The organism is Nocardioides sp. (assembly GCF_035547795.1).
Taxonomy (GTDB): Bacteria; Actinomycetota; Actinomycetes; order Propionibacteriales; family Nocardioidaceae; genus Nocardioides.
This window is the reverse complement of the sequence record NZ_DASZUF010000144.1, coordinates 1-17,020: the sequence shown is the minus strand read 5'-3', so window position 1 is coordinate 17,020 and position 17,020 is coordinate 1. Positions and strand designations below refer to the sequence as shown.

Genomic DNA, 17,020 nt, shown 5'->3' with positions numbered 1-17,020 from the left:
TTGGCGTACTGCTCCTCCCACGCGGCGCGCTGCTCCTCGTAACCCTCGAGCCACTCGCCGGTGTCGGGGTCGAAGCCCTCCGGGTAGACGTAGTTGCCCTGCTCGTCGTACGTCGCGGTCATGCCGTAGAGGGTCGGGTCGAACTCCTCGACCTCGGCCGCGGTCTCGGTCTCGTTGGCCTGCTTCAGCGACAGCGAGATCCGGCGACGCTCGAGGTCGATGTCGATGATCTTGACCATCACGTCGTCGCCGACCTGGACGACCTGCTCCGGAATCTCCACGTGGCGCTCGGCCAGCTCGGAGATGTGGACCAAGCCCTCGATGCCCTCCTCGACGCGGACGAACGAGCCGAACGGCACCAGCTTGGTCACCTTGCCCGGCACGATCTGACCGATCTGGTGGGTCCGGGCGAAGTGCTGCCACGGGTCCTCCTGGGTCGCCTTCAGCGACAGGGAGACACGCTCGCGGTCCATGTCGACGTCGAGAACCTCGACGGTGACCTCGTCGCCGACGGCCACGACCTCGCTCGGGTGGTCGATGTGCTTCCAGGACAGCTCCGAGACGTGCACCAGACCGTCCACGCCGCCGAGGTCGACGAACGCACCGAAGTTGACGATCGAGGACACGACGCCCTTGCGGATCTGGCCCTTCTGCAGCTGGGTGAGGAAACCGTGACGGACCTCGGACTGGGTCTGCTCGAGCCAGGCGCGGCGCGACAGGACCACGTTGTTGCGGTTCTTGTCGAGCTCGATGATCTTGGCCTCGAGGGTCTGACCGACGTACGGCTGCAGGTCGCGGACGCGACGCATCTCCACCAGCGAGGCCGGCAGGAAGCCACGCAGACCGATGTCCAGGATCAGGCCGCCCTTGACGACCTCGATGACGGTGCCCTCGACGACGCCGTCCTCGTCCTTGATCTGCTCGATGGTGCCCCAGGCGCGCTCGTACTGGGCGCGCTTCTTGGACAGGATCAGGCGACCCTCCTTGTCCTCCTTCTGGAGGACCAGGGCCTCGACCTTGTCGCCGACGGCGACGACCTCGGAGGGGTCGACGTCGTGCTTGATCGACAGCTCGCGCGAGGGGATGACGCCCTCGGTCTTGTAGCCGATGTCCAGCAGAACCTCATCGCGGTCCACCTTGACGATGGTGCCGTCGACGATGTCGCCGTCGTTGAAGTACTTGATCGTCTCGTCGATCGCGGCGAGGAAGGCCTCTTCGGACCCGATGTCGTTGACCGCAACCTGCGGCGCGTCGTAGTCCGGAAGGGCGGAGAGAGTCGTCATGAAGTAGTAGGAACCTTGAAGTCGATGGAATCGGGACTGCGCGCGCCTGGGCACGCGCAAGAGGCAAGAGTACGCCGCCGCAAGCGGCCCCGTCCAACTGCCGAGCACACCGCGAAGGCGGGCACCGACAGGCCTAGACCAGGGTAACCAACGATGCCCGACGTCGTTGCTCAGGCGACGGGCAGTCGGCCACACCCCACCCCCGGCACGGGCTCGTCAGCGCGCCGTGTCCCCCCGCGGCTGCTCGACCCCGGTCGGCCGTGGCGGCGCGTCGTCATCCCGCCAGGAGTCAAGAAGTGAAGATCCCCCGTCACGCCATCGCCGCGCCGTTGGGCCTGTCCACGATGGCGCTCTACTCGGTGTTCCTCCTGCCCTCGAGCGCGCAGGCGGCCGAGCTGCCCGCGCCGTACCAGGGCTCTGCCAACGCCGATCTGCTGCAGCTCAACGCGAGCATCCTCGGCACCAGCGTCGCCACGGTCGGCATCGGTCATGTCGCGGCCGACGTCGACAGCACGCGCAGCAGCGACAACGCGACCGCCGACGCGGCCAACCTGGATGCGTCTCTCGGCGGCCTCCCGGTGCCGCTCGACGACGAGGCGACGAGTGCGCCGCCGACCAGCGACCCCGCCGCCCGCGGCCTGAACGCCGTGAGCCTGCCCGGTATCGCCACCGTCGGCCTGCTGACCGGCGACGTGCAGGCGGCGTACGACGGCGCCAGCCAGTGTCCGCCGGCCACCGACGGCGAGCGCGTCTACTCCGACGGCTCGGTCTCGCTCGCGGGCATCGACCTGGTCAGCGTGCCCACCGTGGGCCAGCTGGTCTCGATCGGCGCCTCCCAGCAGGAGACCAGGACCGCGCTCGTCGCGAACCCGGCGACCGGCACCTCCGACGTGGTGTCCACGGTCACGACCAAGGTGGCGCCCATCTCGCTCCTCGGTGGTGCCGTCCAGGTCAAGGTCGCCTCGCCGGTGACGCTGCAGGCCACATCCGACGGAACCACCGCGACCACAGGCTTCGTGGACCAACCCACCATCGACGTGGTGATCGGCGGCACCGACATCCCGATCCCGCTCAACGGCCAGCCGGTCGACATCGGCCCGCAGCTGCCGGCCGCCCTCAGCGGCCTGGTGAACCTGCACATCACCGGCTTCAGCCCAACCGATGCCAGCAGCGGCTCCCACGCCGTGGCCGACGTCCAGGACCTGCTGCGCATCCAGCTCTCGGTGCTCGGGGCGCTGCCGGTCCTGCCCGACGTCGCCGACGTGGACCTCAGCCTGGCGCCGATGCACGTCGACGCGCAGGCCCCGGCCGGCGGGGTCGACTGCGCGGCCGGCGATGACGACGACGGCGACGGGCTCACCAACGGCCAGGAGGCCACCCTCGGCACCGACCCGGAGAAGGCCGACACCGACGGGGACGGGCTGACCGACGGGGCGGAGGTCACGACCTACCACACCAACCCGCTGAAGGCCGACACCGACGGTGACGGCGTCAACGACGGTGACGAGGTCAGCGGCGCCACGAACACCGCCTTCGGCAACCAGCCGACCGACCCCACCCAGGCCGACACCGACGGCGACGGCATCTCCGACGGCCAGGAGATCGCCGACGGCACCGACCCGAACGACCCGAACTCCCCCGGCAGCGGCGACACCACGCCTCCGGGTGACGGTGGCACCAACCCGCAGGGCGGAGGCACCTCCACGGACACCGATGGCGACGGCCTGCCGAACTCCACCGAGGCGCAGCTGGGCACCGACCCGACCAAGGCCGACACCGACGGCGACGGGCTGACCGACGGTGCGGAGGTCACGATCTACCACACGAACCCGCTGAAGGCCGACACCGACGGCGACGGGATCAGCGACGGGCGCGAGGTGCACGGCGTCAAGGTGAGGATGAAGATCGTCAAGAAGCACCACAAGAAGGCCAAGGTCAAGAAGGTCCTCTTTGTCACCAACCCGCTGAAGAAGGACACCGACGGCGACTGCCTGACCGACCGGCAGGAGGAGACCGGCAAGAAGAACAAGCGGTACCACCACCTGCCGACCAACCCGCTGAAGGCCGACACCGACCACGACGGGCTGAGCGACTGCGCCGAGATCAAGCGGTACAAGACCAACCCGGACGACTGGGACACCGACAACGGCGGTGCCAGCGACGGGGCCGAGGTCAGGGCGCACAACAACCCGCTGAAGGCCCGCGCCGTCATCCACACCATGGGCCGGATGAGCCTCGAGGACTGATCCAGGCGACCGATCCGACGGATCGGCCACGACCGCACCATGGCGGGGCGGGGGCGGGCGCGAACGCGGTTCGCGCCCGCTTCGCCGTTCCGGCTCTTGCTGCCGGCCTCCGATGCCCGGGCGGCCGCCACGCCGGTAGGCTCGCGACGTGGAGCAGGAGGCCGCATGGCCGCAGCCGTCGGTGAGCGCCGAGCGGCGCGAGGTCGGCGAGGAGGAGTCCCGCCGGGCCAACGGCCCCGACTGGGACAGGTACGCCGACGAGTACCAGGCCACCCACGGGGCGTTCCTCGGCGACGTCGGGTTCGTCTGGGGGCCGGAGGGGCACACCGAGGCCGAGCTCGGCGTCCTCGGCGCGGTCGCCGACCGCGACGTGCTCGAGGTCGGATCCGGCGCGTGCCAGTGCTCGCGCTGGGTGCGTGCGCAGGGCGGCCGCTCCTACGGACTCGACCTCTCCCGCCGCCAGCTGCAGCACTCCCGCCGGATCGACGAGGCGACCGGCATCGCGGTGCCGGCGGTCCAGGGGACGGCGACGGCGCTCCCCTTCGCCGACGACACCTTCGACATCGTGTTCTGCTCCTTCGGCGCCCTGCAGTTCGTGCACGACATCGACGTCGCCGTGGCCGAGACGGCACGGGTGCTGCGCCCCGGCGGCCGCTTCGCGTTCTCGATCACGCACCCGACGCGTTGGATGTTCCCCGACGACCCGACCGAGGAGGGCCTGGTCGCCTCGCAGTCCTACTGGGACCGCACCCCCTACGTCGAGATCGACGACGCCACCGGGAAGACGGCGTACGTCGAGCACCACCGCACCCTCGGGGACTGGGTCGCGCTGCTCGCCGGCGCCGGCTTCCGGATCACCGCCCTGCTCGAGCCGCAGTGGCCCGAGCAGCACGACCGGGTCTGGGGCGGCTGGTCCCGCACCCGGGGCCTGTTGACCCCGGGCACGGCGATCTTCGCCGCCGAGCTCAGCTGACCAGGCGTCGTCGCAGCAGCAGACCACCGGCCGCGACCGCGACCAGGCCGCCGGCGATCAGGCCCCGGGTCACGTCGCGTCCGCCCTGCCCGTCGGCACCGGTGATCACATAGTCGTACGCCGTCAGCGCGGCCGCGCCCGCCGGGGCGCCGATCGCCATCGACTGGGTGTTGGCCCGCTTGGCCCCGGCGACGATCTCGGCGTACATCTCGCCGTAGCTCTGCGCGGTCTGCTGCCCCGCCTGGGCGATCTTCTTGCTGCCCTGGTCGGAGAGCTGCTTGGCACCGTCGACCAGCTGCGGCGCGCCGCTCGCGGCGGTGCCCAGACCGTCGTCGATCTGGCCGGCGCCGTCGGCGGCCGTGCCCAGGCCGTCGGCAAGCTGGTGGGCGCCGCTGTTGGCCTGGCCGAGACCGGTGCTGAGGTCACCCGCACCGTCGGCGAGCTGCGAACTGCCGGCGGCGAGCTGGTTCACGCCCTTGGTCAGCTGAGGTACGGCGTCGGCGAGCTGCTTGCCGCCGTCGACCAGCGCGGCCGCGCCGCAGCGCAGCGTCTTCGTCGGGTCACAGCCCTTGGTGGGCGCGCCGAGCGCGTCGGTGATCTGCTGCAGGTTGGTCTTGATCTGCGGCACCCCCGCGGCCACGAGGAGCGCGTTGTAGGCGTCGTCGAGGAGCTTGCCGCTCCACTCCTTGATCTGGCCGTACTTGGCCGAGTCGGCCGGCAGCTTGAGCCACGGCGTCGCCGCCTGGAGGGCATCGTCGCGCTCGGTCGAGGACGGCATCGCGGCCAGGTCCTTCTCGATGGTGGCGAGCGTGCCGATCAGCGTCTGACCGTTGGACAGGGTGCCGTCCAGGTACGGCGTGCCCAGGTCGGTCTGGACCTGCTTGGAGACGTTGATCAACTGCTCCAGCGACTGCTTCGCGGTCGGATCGGTCACCCCGTCGTAGAGCTGGGTGAGCCCGTCGGCGAGCTGCTTCTGTCCGGCGTAGATCTGCTTGACGCCGTGACCCAGCTTGGGCGCCTTGCTCTTGAGCTGCTCGAGGCCGTCGTTGAGCTGGTCGGCGCCGTCCTTGAGCTGCTTGCCGCCGTCGTCGAGCTGCTGGGTGCCGCTGGCCAGCTTCTTCGCGCCCGGTACGGCGGTGGTCGACAGCCCGCTGCTGAGCTGACCGGCACCGTCGTGCAGCTTGATCAGGCCCGCCACCAGGTCGGAGGCGCCGCCGCGCAGCTGGGTCAGGCCGGCGTCCATCTGCAGTGCGCCACCGGTGAGCTGGATGCCGGTGTCAGCGCCGCCCTTGTAGCTCGACGCGGCGCTGGAGAACGTCGGGCTGCTCAGCGGATCGACCGGCAGCGCGCTCATCTCGGCACGCGGGACGACGCCGTCGGTGATGTCGGCGCTGTACCCGAAGGTCGCCTTCGCCGGGCCGATCGGCGGCAGCAGCGTCATGGTGAACTGCATCTGGGTGCCGCCGTGACCGTCGCCGCCCATGCTGGCCTGCTTGGAGGTCACGTTGCGGAACGTGTCCGGGGTGTCGGTGCTGAGGCTGCCGACCATCGGGATCGGGACGCTGACGGTCTTGGTGACCTTGCCGCCCTTGCCGTCATCGAAGGTCAGCGCGGTCGGCACGCCGGTGACGTTCTCGACGGTGTAGGTGACCTCGAGGTGACCGGACTTGCCGACGATCTGGCTGGCCTTCACCGGCTTGCCGTCGAGCTTGTAGGAGATCTTGAGCGTCAACGGCAGCTTGCCGTGGAAGTTGCTCACCGTGCGCAGCGCCTTCTGCCCGTCCACGGTGGTGTCGACGACCTGCTTGCCGTCCTCGACCTTCACCCCGCCGAACCCGTCGAGGTTGCGCAGCCCGCTGGTGGAGACCGGGTTGGTGACGTCGGCCTTGCCGTGGCCTGTCAGCACCAGCTGCTCGTAGACGTGCTGCATGCCCAGCTTGCCGTCGGGGTTCACGTAGACCTGCACGGTCTCGGTGTTGGTGACGTCCACGCCGCTGCCGGAGGACACCGCGTCGGCGGGGGCGAGCAGGGTACCGGAGCCGAGGGCCGCGAGCGCGAGCACCGCCGCCACGGCGAGCGGGCGGCGTACCGCCGGGGTCAGGGGCTTCACAGGGTCACCTGCTTCTCGGTCACGGCTTCGGTGGTGTCGGTCGCGAGCGGGCGCGACGGCGAGGCGCTCCGGGCGCCGGTGCTCAGCACCGCGACGACGTACCCGACGGCGACGGCCATCAGCAGGGAGGTCGCGGCGTCCATCGAGGTGGTGGCCACCTCGGGCTCGGCCGCCCCGAAGCCGGCCTCGTAGCCGGCCGAGAACAGCCTCACGCCGACGAAGGTCGCCCACATCGGCAGCCGGGTGCCGCGGCCGATCGCGACCGCGACCAGGCAGATCACCAGGGTGATCACCGCGGCGACGGCGCGACCGCCGTCGGTGTCGGGCAGCAGCGCGGCGCGCAGCACGAAGCCCACCCAGGCGGCCACGAACCCGACGACGAAGGCCAGCAACCGGGCCCACGGCGACCGGTCGGCCACCAGGCCGATCACCGCCCCGCCGAGCACGCCGGCCAGCGCGTACTGCTCGATCTGGAGCCCGAGTGCCGAGCTCACCACGATGACCAGGACCACCGCGATCGTCAGCAGCGCCCCGGTGAACATGGATGCGCGCATGGCGCAACTCCCTCCCAAGAGTCGTGCCGGGCGACCGCCCGGCGGTGCCTGCTCCCTCCCTCGGTTCGCAGACGGGCGAAAGTGTAGGGTACGTCACATTGCGCCACCGAACTATCGGCCGTGCGGAGCCGGATCCACGCAAACTTCAGCGGCTTTTCGGGGCGTCCTCGGGCAGGCCTCCGCGAAGCGGGAGGTACGGCGGCGGTGCCCTAGGCTCTGCCTGTGACGCTGATCGCCAATCCCACCACCCGCGACCGAGTCCGCTCGTTCCTGCGGGGCAGTGGCGCGCTGGCGATCGCGATCGTCGTCATGAACGTGGCGACCTACGGCTTCCAGATCATCGCGGCACGGCGGCTGGGCCCCGAGCAGTACGGCGGCATCGCCAGCCTGATGGCCCTGCTGCTCGTCCTCGGCGTCGTGCAGCTGGGCCTGCAGGCCACCGCGGCTCGCCGGGTCGCCTCCGCCCCCGGCCATGTCGCCGCCATCGAGCGCACCATCACCTCGGTGACGGCCCGCGCCAGCCTGGCCGTCGGCGCGCTGATGCTGGTGCTCTCACCGCTGGTGTGGAAGGTGCTGCAGTTGGACAGCATCGTGCCGGCGCTGCTGGTCGCGGTCAGCGTCGTGCCGATGACCGTGACCGGGGGCCAGGCCGGCATCCTGCAGGGCGAGCGCCGCTGGCTGCCGCTCTCGATCCTGTACCTGGCCCTCGGCATCCCCCGGGTGATCATCGGCACGGTCTGCATCCTGGTGCGGCCCACCGAGAGCGCGGCGATGCTCGGCGTGACGCTGTCGCTGTTCGTGCCGGCGGTGATCGGCTGGTGGGCGCTGCGCCGTCACCCGCGCGGCAGCGATGCCACCGCCGATCCCGCTGACCTCGAGGAGCACGCCTTCCGGCGCGTCGCCACCGAGACGCTGCACAGCTCGGTAGCGCTGCTGGCGTTCTTCGTGCTCTCCAACCTGGACATCGTGGTGGCCCGCAACACCCTCAGCCACCACCAGGCCGGGCTGTACGCCGGTGGCCTGATCCTCACCAAGGCGGTGCTGTTCCTGCCGCAGTTCGTGGTCGTGGTCGCCTTCCCGGCGATGTCGACGGCGGGCGAGCGTCGCCGCTCGCTGGTCCAGAGCCTGATCGCGGTGGCCGGGGTCGGGGTGATCTCGACGCTGGGCGCCTGGCTGCTCTCCGGGCTGGCGATGATCTTCATCGGCGGCGCCGAGTACCAGGCGGTCCAGCATCGGCTGTGGCTGTTCGCCGTGGTCGGCACCATGCTGGCGATGCTGCAGATGCTGGTCTACGGCGTGCTCGCCCGTCAGCATCGCGGCGCGGCGTACCTGGTCTGGGCGGCCGCCATCGTGCTCGCCGGCGTCGGCCTGACCATGGGGACGCTCACCCACCTGGTGCTCACCGTGGTCGCGGTCGACACGGTGCTGACCGCGATCCTGCTCGCGGTCAGCCTCTGGCACCTGCGCGAGGACGTGCCCGAGCCGCTCTGAGGCCTGTCACACTCCGGCGGGACGAGCCCGCCGCCTGGGCGTGGCGGCGGTCAGTGCGCGGCGTCGTGCCAGGACCGCCCGGTCCCGACCGAGACGTCCAGGGGTACGGCGAGGTCGGCGGCGCCGCCCATGGTGCGGCGCACCAGCGCCTCCAGTGCGTCCCGCTCGCCCTCGGCGACCTCGAAGACGAGCTCGTCGTGCACCTGCAGCAGCATCCGCGAGCGCAGCCCGGCCGCCTCGACGGCGGCCTGGGTGTCGAGCATGGCGACCTTGATCAGATCGGCTGCCGAGCCCTGGATGGGGGCGTTGAGCGCCATCCGCTCGGCCATCTCGCGGCGCTGCCGGTTGTCGCTGGTCAGGTCAGGCAGGTAGCGGCGCCGGCCCTTGATCGTCTCGGTGTAGCCGCTGCGCCGGGCCTCGTCGACCACGCCGGCGAGGTAGTCGCGGATCCCGCCGAAGGTCTGGAAGTACTCCTCCATCAGACCGCGGGCCTCCCCCGGCTCGATGCCCAGCTGCTGGGAGAGACCGAAGGCGGAGAGTCCGTAGGCCAGGCCGTAGTTCATCGCCTTGATCCGGGCGCGCTGCTCGGGACCGACCTCCTCCACGCCGAACACGCGCTGCGCGGTGATGGTGTGGAAGTCGCGACCCGACTTGAACGCCTCGATCAGAAGCTCATCGCCCGACAGGTGCGCCATGATCCGCATCTCGATCTGGCTGTAGTCGGCGGTCATCAGGCACTCGTAGCCCGGCCCGACCACGAATCCCTCGCGGATACGTCGACCCTCCTCGGTGCGGACCGGGATGTTCTGCAGGTTCGGGTCGGTGCTCGACAGCCTCCCGGTCGCCGCGATGGTCTGGTTGAACGTGGTGTGGATCCGCCCGTCGGGCTGCACCGTCTTGAGCAGGCCCTCGATGGTGACCCGCAGCCGGGTCACGTCGCGGTGGCGCAGCAGCGCCAGCAGGAACGGGTGCTCGGTCTTGACATAGAGCTGCTGCAGCGCGTCCGCATCGGTGGTGTAGCCGGTCTTGGTGCGCTTGGTCTTGGGCATGTCCAGCTCGTCAAAGAGCACCACCTGGAGCTGCTTGGGCGAGCCCAGGTTGATCTCCTTGCCGATCACGCCGTAGGCCTCCTCGGCGGCCTGCTTCACCTCGCCCGCGAAGTGACGCTCCAGCCCCTCGAGGTGATCGGCGTCGACGGCGATGCCGGTCTGCTCCATCCGCGCCAGCACGCCGACCAGCGGCAGCTCGACGTCGGCCAGCAGCTGGGTGCCGCCGTGATCGGCCACCTCACCGTCGAGCGCCTCGGCGAGGTCGACCACCGCGCGGGCGCGCACCATCGCGGCGTCCGCGACGGCGTCGTCCTCGTCGAAGAGCAGCCCCTGGGCGTCGTCGCCGTCCTCGCGCAGCTCGCGGCGCAGGTAGCGCACGGTGAGGTCGGCCAGGTCGTAGGAGCGCTGGTCGGGCCTGACCAGGTAGGCCGCCAGAGCCGTGTCGCTGCGCAGGCCGTGCAGTGGCCAGCCCTGCGCCTGGAGGGCATGGATCGGGCCCTTGGCGTCGTGCAGCACCTTGGGCCGGCTCGGGTCGGCCAGCCACGCGGCCAACGCCGCGTCGTCCTCTTGGCCGAGCGTCTCGACGTCGAGGTAGGCGGCCCGGCCGTCGGCCGTGGCGAGCGCGAGCCCGTCCACCCGTCCCGTCCCGGCGCCCCAGGCGCCACGCACGTGCAGCCCGACCGTCGCCTCGCCGAGCTCGGCGAGCCAGCCGCCCACCTCGCCCTGGGCCAGCACGACGCCCTCCAGGGCGAAGCCGCTCTCGTCGACGTCCTCCTCGGAGGTCAGCGTCTCGAAGAGCCGGTCGCGCAGCACCCGGAACTCCAGGCTGTCGAAGAGGGTGTGCACCTCCTGGCGGTCCCACGGTTGGACCGCCAGGTCGACCGGACCGGCGCCGAGCTCGAGGTCGCACACCAGCGCGTTGAGCCGGCGGTTGCGGATCACATCGGTGAGGTGGGCGCGCAGGCTCTCGCCCGCTTTGCCCGTGATCTTGTCGGCGTGGGTGATGACGTTGTCCAGCCCGTCGTACGTCGCGATCCACTTGGCCGCCGTCTTGGGCCCCACTCCCGGCACGCCGGGCAGGTTGTCGGAGTCCTCGCCGACCAGCGCGGCGAGCTCGGGATAGCGGGCCGGCGGGACGCCGTACTTCGCCTCGACGACCTCGGGGGTCATCCGGGTCAGCTCGGAGACGCCGCGGGTGGGATAGAGCACGGTGGTGTGCTCCCCCACTAGCTGGAGCGAGTCGCGGTCGCCGGTGAGGATCAGCACGTCCATGCCGTCGGCCCGCGCGCGGGTGGCCAGGGTGGCGATGATGTCGTCGGCCTCGAAGCCGTCCTTCTTCAGGAACGGGATGTGCAGCGCGGTCAACACGTCCTCGATCAGCGGCAGCTGGCTCTTGAACTCGTCGGGCGTCTTGTTGCGCTTGGCCTTGTACTCGCCGTACTCCTCCATCCGGAAGGTCTGCCGCGAGACGTCGAAGGCGACCGCGACATGGGTGGGCTGCTCGTCGCGCAGCACGTTGATCAGCATCGAGGTGAAGCCGTAGACGGCGTTGGTGTGCTGTCCCGTCGTGGTGGAGAAGTTCTCCACCGGCAGGGCGAAGAAGGCCCGGTAGGCCAGCGAGTGGCCATCGAGCAGGAGCAGACGCGGACGGGTCACCTCAGACACAGCAGGAGCCTAGCGGGGACATCCGACAGCCTCGTCCGCACGATCTGCCACGATGCTGGCATGACCGACACCACCACCGCCGAGATCCTGGCCTTCTTCGAGTCCATGCCCGAGGGCATGGGCGGGCTGAACAAGAAGCTGGGCGTCGAGATCCAGGAGGCGTCCGCCGAGCGGATCGTGGCGACGATGCCGGTCGACGGCAACACCCAGCCCTACGGCCTGCTGCACGGCGGCGCCTCGATCGCACTGGCCGAGACGCTCGGCTCGATCGGCTCGGCGGTGCACGGTCAGACGATGGGCAAGCTGGCCGTCGGCGTCGACATCAACGCCACCCACCACCGCTCCGCGACCGGCGGAACCGTGACCGGGGTCGCCACCCCGGCGCACCTGGGCCGGACGTCGGCGACCTACGAGGTGGTCGTCACCGACGAGCGGGGCAAGCGGCTGTGTACGGCGCGGATCACCTGCGCGCTGATCGACCCCGAGCGGGTCGGCTAGCCGACGGTCTGCTGGCGCCGCATCGAGCGCCGGGCCGCGAGCACCTGACCCAGCTGGCTGCGTCCGGCCACCGCTCGCCGGCTGGCCGGCAGCTGGGCGGCCAGCTTGGCCCGCACGACCGGCGTCGATGCGTGCCGCAGGGTGGCGTGCGGGCCGAAGCCGAGCCGGGCCAGAAAACGATTTCCGTCCCGCGAGCCCGAGGCCGCGGCCGTCGTCACGTGGCCCACCCCGAGCTCCTCGGCGAAGGCGATGGCGGCGTCCATCAGCGCCCGCCCGACGCCCCTGCGTCGCGCGGAGGCGACCACGTGCGGGGACAGCGCCTGCACGGTCGGCTCCAGGTTGAGCGGGCTGAGCGTGGTCAGGCGCAGGTAGACGGCGCCGACGGGCCGGCCGTCGTACTCGGCGATGACCAGGCGCTGCTCGGGCGAGGCGCCGGCCTCCTTGATCACGAGCTCGAGGTCGCCGATCTGGTCGTGGCGATCGACGCGGCGCAGCGTGTCGTGCCACAGGTCGACCAGGAACGGAGCGTCCGCCCGCACGGCCTCACGCAGGGTCATGAGTGTCCGGGTCACACTGGTACTCCTCGCAAAGGCAGGTCAGGACAAGCGATACCGCTGGGAGCGCTCCCGAGATGCCGCTCACCGCGGCGCCGCTCCCCCTCGGCAGAGGCTACGCCCGCGGGCCGCGCGCGGTACAGCCCTTGACTTTCATCGATCTGCCTGTCAATGGGGCCGGAGCCGCGCGCCACGGATAGGGTATGCGCCCATGATGAAGCGCTCGCTGATCGGCCTCGCCGCCGCGGCTACCACCCTCGCTCTCGCTGCCTGCGGCAGCGGCTCCTCGAACACGGCCACCGACAGCGGCAGCACCGGATCCTCGACCGGTGCCAGCAGCCTGTCACTGGTCTCCCCCGGCACCCTCACCGTGTGCAGCGACGTGCCGTACGCGCCGTTCGAGGACTTCGACAAGACCTCGCCCACCGGATTCAAGGGCTTCGACATCGACATCGTGTCCAAGCTCGCCACCGACCTCGGCCTGAAGCTGAAGGTCCTCGACGAGGACTTCGACGGCCTGCAGAGCGGCCTGACCCTGAACGCCGGCACCTGCGACCTGGTCGCCTCGGCGCTGACCATCACCCCCGACCGCGCCAAGCACCTGTCGTTCACCGACGGCTACTACAACTCCGAGCAGTCGCTGCTGGTCCCCGACGGCTCCTCGATCACCTCGATCGAGGACCTGTCCGGCAAGAAGGTCGGCGTCCAGAAGGGCACCACCGGCAAGGACTACGCCACCTCGCACGCCAAGGGCGCGAGCATCGTCGACTTCCCCAGCGACGCCGAGGAGTTCTCCGCGCTCAAGGCCGGCCAGGTCGACGCGCTGCTCCAGGACCTGCCGGTCAACCTGGCCCACCAGCAGGCCGGCGGCTACAAGGTCGTGCAGACCTACGACACCGGCGAGAAGTACGGCCTGGCCGCCAAGCTGGGCAACACCGGCCTGGTGGACGCCATCAACGCCGACCTGACGAAGATGCACTCCGACGGCTCGTACGACGCGATCTACAACAAGTACTTCAAGACCAACTGATCGGCGCCCGATGAAGCGCTCCACCAAGCGACGCCTCCGCCAGGGCGGCCTCTACGCCGTCCTGGCGGCGGTCGTCGTCCTCCTCGCCGTCACCATCGACTGGCAGAAGGTCCACGACAACTTCTGGGCCTCCGGGCTCGGCGGCAACTGGCACGACCTGATCGTGACCGGCGTGAAGAACACGGCCGTCTACACGGCCGTCGCGTTCGCGCTCGGCCTCGCGCTGGCGCTCCTGCTGGCGCTGATGAAGCTGTCCGACGTCGTGGTCTACCGCTGGATCGCGACCGCGTACATCGAGCTGTTCCGCGGCCTGCCGGCGCTGGTCACGATCCTGTTCATGGCCTTCGCCGTGCCGATCGCGTTCCAGTGGCGCCCGCCGGGCGGTACGGCGGGGGCGGGCGTGGTCGGCCTGGTCCTGGTCGCCGGCGCCTACATGGCCGAGACGCTGCGCGCCGGGCTGCAGGCCGTCCCCAAGGGCCAGGCCGAGGCCGCCCGGTCGCTGGGCATGGGCCCGGCCCGGACGCTGATCCACATCGTCATCCCGCAGGCGTTCCGGATCATCATCCCGCCGCTGACCAATGAGTTCGTGCTGCTGATCAAGGACACCTCGCTGCTGTCCATCGTCGGCGCGACCGTCGGTCAGCGCGAGCTGACGAACGTGACCCGTGACTTCATGAGCTCGGGCCCCACCGCCGGGACCGGCACCAGCCTCGCCCAAGCGGCGCTGCTGTACCTGATCATCACCCTTCCCCTGACCCGCCTGGTGGCGTGGCTGGAGAAGCGACAGCAGAGGGCCCGGTGAGCGCCATGACCACGGCATCGACCACAGCGGCAATCCACGTCAGCAAGCTGCACAAGTACTTCGGGAAGAACGAGGTGCTCAAGGGCATCGACTTCCAGGTCGACGCCGGCCAGGTCGTCTGCGTCATCGGCCCCTCGGGCTCGGGCAAGTCGACGCTGCTGCGCTGCGTCAACCGGCTCGAGGACCCGACCAGCGGCCAGATCCTGGTCGAGGGCATCGACATCACCGACCCAGAGACCGACCTGGACGCCGTCCGCGCCCGAATCGGGATGGTCTTCCAGCAGTTCAACCTCTTCCCCCACATGACGGTGCTGCAGAACCTGTGCATCGCCCAGCGCACGGTCAAGCGGCGCTCGAAGCGCGAGGCGATCGAGGTCGCTCGCGCCAACCTCGCCAAGGTGGGGCTGGCGGAGAAGGAGTCGGCGTACCCGGCGCACCTGTCCGGCGGCCAGCAGCAGCGCGTCGCGATCGCGCGGGCGCTGTCGATGAACCCCGACATGATGCTGTTCGACGAGCCGACGTCGGCGCTCGACCCCGAGCTGGTCGGCGACGTACTCGCCATCATGAAGCAGCTCGCCTCCGAGGGCATGACGATGATGGTGGTCACCCACGAGATGGGCTTCGCCCGCGAGGTCGGCGACAAGCTGGTCTTCATGGACGGCGGCGTCATCGTCGAGGAGGGCGACCCCCGCCGGGTGCTGGCCGATCCCCAGCACGAGCGCACGAAGGCGTTCCTCTCCAAGGTGCTGTGACGCGGAGATGGCGGGCGGCCGCCGAATGTGACGAGTCGGCTACAACTCGGGTGTTGTCCTTGACACGCTCGCGCCAGGCGACCAGCCTTCCGACACCGATACCGACACCGCCCTCACCCCAAGGGTCCACTGACCCGGGGGCCGAACTCTGGAGATCAGATGCGTCATACGTTCAAGATCGCCGCCGCACTCGGCGCGGTCGCTCTGGCTGCCAGCGCCTGCGGAAGCACGAGCAACAACAGCGCCACCACCGGCGGTGACAGCAGCCTCAAGGATCTGCCGGCCCAGACCAGCATCACCGTGCCCGCCAACGCCGCGAACCCGGCCGGCGACGGCAAGGCCACCTGCCCGGCCGGCACCACGCTGGCCTACATCGGCGCCGAGACCGGCCCGAACGCCCAGCTCGGCATCAACATCTACAACGGTGTCCAGATGGCGATCGACGCCCACAACAAGGCCAACCCGGGCTGCCAGGTCGCCTTCAAGAAGTTCGACACCGAGGGTGACCCGAACAAGGCCACCGGCCCGGTGACCCAGGCCACCAACGAGAAGAACATCATCGGTGTCGTCGGCCTGCCCTTCTCGGGTGAGTCGCAGGCGACCGGCAACATCTTCGAGCAGGCCGGCCTGGTTCACATCACCCCGTCGGCCACCAACCCGGGCCTGACCAAGAACGGCTGGAAGACCTTCTTCCGCGCCCTCGGCAACGACAACGTCCAGGGCCCGGCGGTCGCCCAGCTCGCGGACAAGCTCGGCGCCAAGAAGGTCTACGTCATCCAGGACGACTCCGACTACGGCATCGGCCTGTCGCAGACCGCCCAGAAGGCGCTCGGCAGCGAGGTCGTCGGCACCGACAAGGTCACCACCGGCCAGAAGGACTTCTCCGCCGTGGTGTCGAAGGTGATGAACGCCAAGCCCGACGCGGTGTTCTACTCCGGCTACTACGCCGAGGCCGCCCCGCTCGACCAGCAGCTGGTCTCCAAGGGCTACAAGGGCGCCTTCATCGGCCCCGACGGCGTGAAGGACGACCAGTTCATCAAGCTGGCCGGCTCGGCGTCGAGCAACGCCTACTTCACCTGCCCGTGCCTGCCCGGTGACCTGATCCCGGACTTCGAGAAGACCTACAAGTCGGAGTTCAACGCCGAGCCGGGCACCTACTCGGTCGAGGCGTACGACGCGGCCACCGTGCTGCTGTCGGGCATCGACGCCGGCAACACCACCCGCCCGAAGCTGCTCTCCTACGTCACCAGCTACGACGGCCAGGGCCTGAGCAAGAAGCTCAAGTGGGACTCCACCGGCGAGCTCGCCGAGACGCCCGTGTTCGGCTACAAGGTCGACAACGGCAAGATCGTGTCCGTCGGCTCGATCAGCTGACGCGTCACACGCGAGCCGGCCGTGACTGAGGGGGCCGCCCGCCTGTCGGGCGGCCCCCAACGTCTGTCCGGCTCACCCGCACATCGGTCTAGCGAGGAACCGACACCGTGATACAACCCCTCATCGACAGCGGAGGCTGGATCAGCCTCGACTGGAACAGCCTCGGACAGAACTTCTGGTCCGTGACCTTCGACGGCCTCACCTTCGGCGCCATCTACGCGCTCGTGGCACTGGGCTACACGCTCGTGTACGGCGTCTTGAACCTGATCAACTTCGCGCACTCCGAGGTGTTCATCTCGGGTGCCTACGCCTGTGTCTTCATGCTTTCCGCGCTGGGCTTCGGCCCCTCGCCGCTCTCCATGCCGCTGATCGAGCTGATCGGCTGTCTGGTCGCCAGCTGCATCGCGGCGATGGCGGCCTCGGCCGCGGTCGCGTTCCTGCTCGAGCGGCTGGCCTACAAGCCGTTGCGCTCGCGCAACGCCTCCCGGCTGGCGTTCCTGATCACGGCGATCGGCGCCTCGTTCGCGATCCAGTACCTGATCTTCCTGTGGCGGGGCCCGACCGCCGAGGAGTCGATCACCATGTTCATCCCGCAGCCGGTCTTCACGCTCTTCGGGGCGACCGTCGACTCCCAGCAGA

Annotated in this window: 14 protein-coding genes; 9 read left to right on the top strand and 5 right to left on the bottom strand. The window is 70.0% G+C overall.

The annotated features are described in order from the left end of the window. On the bottom strand, positions 1–1,283 hold a 1,283-nt coding region (gene rpsA, locus VHA72_RS09795), incomplete at its 3' end, for a 30S ribosomal protein S1 (protein WP_325574686.1). A 296-nt stretch (positions 1,284–1,579) separates the two neighbouring features. Between rpsA and VHA72_RS09790 the strand changes: the two genes are divergently transcribed. Continuing rightward, the gene (locus VHA72_RS09790) at positions 1,580–3,529 is read left to right on the top strand and encodes a binary toxin-like calcium binding domain-containing protein (protein WP_325574684.1); all 1,950 of its coding nucleotides are present in this window, start codon (positions 1,580–1,582) and stop codon (positions 3,527–3,529) included. Positions 3,530–3,677: 148 nt separating this feature from the next. After that, the gene (locus tag VHA72_RS09785; RefSeq protein WP_325574682.1) at positions 3,678–4,502 is read left to right on the top strand and encodes a class I SAM-dependent methyltransferase; all 825 of its coding nucleotides are present in this window, start codon (positions 3,678–3,680) and stop codon (positions 4,500–4,502) included. On the opposite strand, the gene VHA72_RS09780 is transcribed toward VHA72_RS09785, so the two are convergent. Continuing rightward, entirely contained in the window at positions 4,495–6,612 is a 2,118-nt protein-coding gene (locus VHA72_RS09780) for a methyl-accepting chemotaxis protein (protein ID WP_325574681.1), read from the bottom strand. The genes VHA72_RS09785 and VHA72_RS09780 overlap by 8 nt on opposite strands. After that, positions 6,609–7,166, bottom strand: coding sequence for a DUF1129 domain-containing protein (locus tag VHA72_RS09775; RefSeq protein WP_325574680.1), 558 nt, complete (start codon positions 7,164–7,166; stop codon positions 6,609–6,611). Before VHA72_RS09775 ends, VHA72_RS09780 begins: the two co-directional genes overlap by 4 nt. A 222-nt stretch (positions 7,167–7,388) precedes the next feature. Here VHA72_RS09775 and VHA72_RS09770 point away from each other — a divergent pair, with 222 nt between their 5' ends. Beyond that, positions 7,389–8,657, top strand: a complete 1,269-nt coding sequence (locus VHA72_RS09770) for a lipopolysaccharide biosynthesis protein (RefSeq protein ID WP_325574679.1) — start codon at positions 7,389–7,391, stop codon at positions 8,655–8,657. 50 nt (positions 8,658–8,707) lie between these two features. On the opposite strand, the gene polA is transcribed toward VHA72_RS09770, so the two are convergent. Then, positions 8,708–11,371 carry a DNA polymerase I gene (gene polA / locus VHA72_RS09765; protein ID WP_325574678.1) on the bottom strand — a complete coding sequence of 888 codons (2,664 nt, stop codon included), beginning with the start codon at positions 11,369–11,371 and terminating at the stop codon, positions 8,708–8,710. 60 nt (positions 11,372–11,431) lie between these two features. Here polA and VHA72_RS09760 point away from each other — a divergent pair, with 60 nt between their 5' ends. After that, positions 11,432–11,869, top strand: a complete 438-nt coding sequence (locus VHA72_RS09760) for a hotdog fold thioesterase (RefSeq protein WP_325574676.1) — start codon at positions 11,432–11,434, stop codon at positions 11,867–11,869. Here the strand turns inward: VHA72_RS09760 and VHA72_RS09755 are convergent. After that, entirely contained in the window at positions 11,866–12,441 is a 576-nt protein-coding gene (locus VHA72_RS09755) for a GNAT family N-acetyltransferase (RefSeq protein ID WP_325574674.1), read from the bottom strand. The genes VHA72_RS09760 and VHA72_RS09755 overlap by 4 nt on opposite strands. A gap of 193 nt (positions 12,442–12,634) precedes the next feature. On the opposite strand from VHA72_RS09755, the gene VHA72_RS09750 reads away from it, so the two are divergent. The 5 genes from VHA72_RS09750 to VHA72_RS09730 all read left to right on the top strand — a co-directional run. After that, the gene (locus VHA72_RS09750) at positions 12,635–13,453 is read left to right on the top strand and encodes an ABC transporter substrate-binding protein (RefSeq protein ID WP_325574672.1); all 819 of its coding nucleotides are present in this window, start codon (positions 12,635–12,637) and stop codon (positions 13,451–13,453) included. 10 nt (positions 13,454–13,463) lie between these two features. After that, positions 13,464–14,255, top strand: coding sequence for an amino acid ABC transporter permease (locus VHA72_RS09745; protein WP_325574670.1), 792 nt, complete (start codon positions 13,464–13,466; stop codon positions 14,253–14,255). Positions 14,256–14,260: 5 nt separating this feature from the next. Further along, positions 14,261–15,007, top strand: coding sequence for an amino acid ABC transporter ATP-binding protein (locus tag VHA72_RS09740; RefSeq protein WP_325574668.1), 747 nt, complete (start codon positions 14,261–14,263; stop codon positions 15,005–15,007). 159 nt (positions 15,008–15,166) lie between these two features. Then, positions 15,167–16,381 carry a branched-chain amino acid ABC transporter substrate-binding protein gene (locus VHA72_RS09735; RefSeq protein ID WP_325574666.1) on the top strand — a complete coding sequence of 405 codons (1,215 nt, stop codon included), beginning with the start codon at positions 15,167–15,169 and terminating at the stop codon, positions 16,379–16,381. 107 nt (positions 16,382–16,488) lie between these two features. Continuing rightward, on the top strand, positions 16,489–17,020 hold a 532-nt coding region (locus tag VHA72_RS09730), incomplete at its 3' end, for an ABC transporter permease subunit (RefSeq protein WP_325574664.1).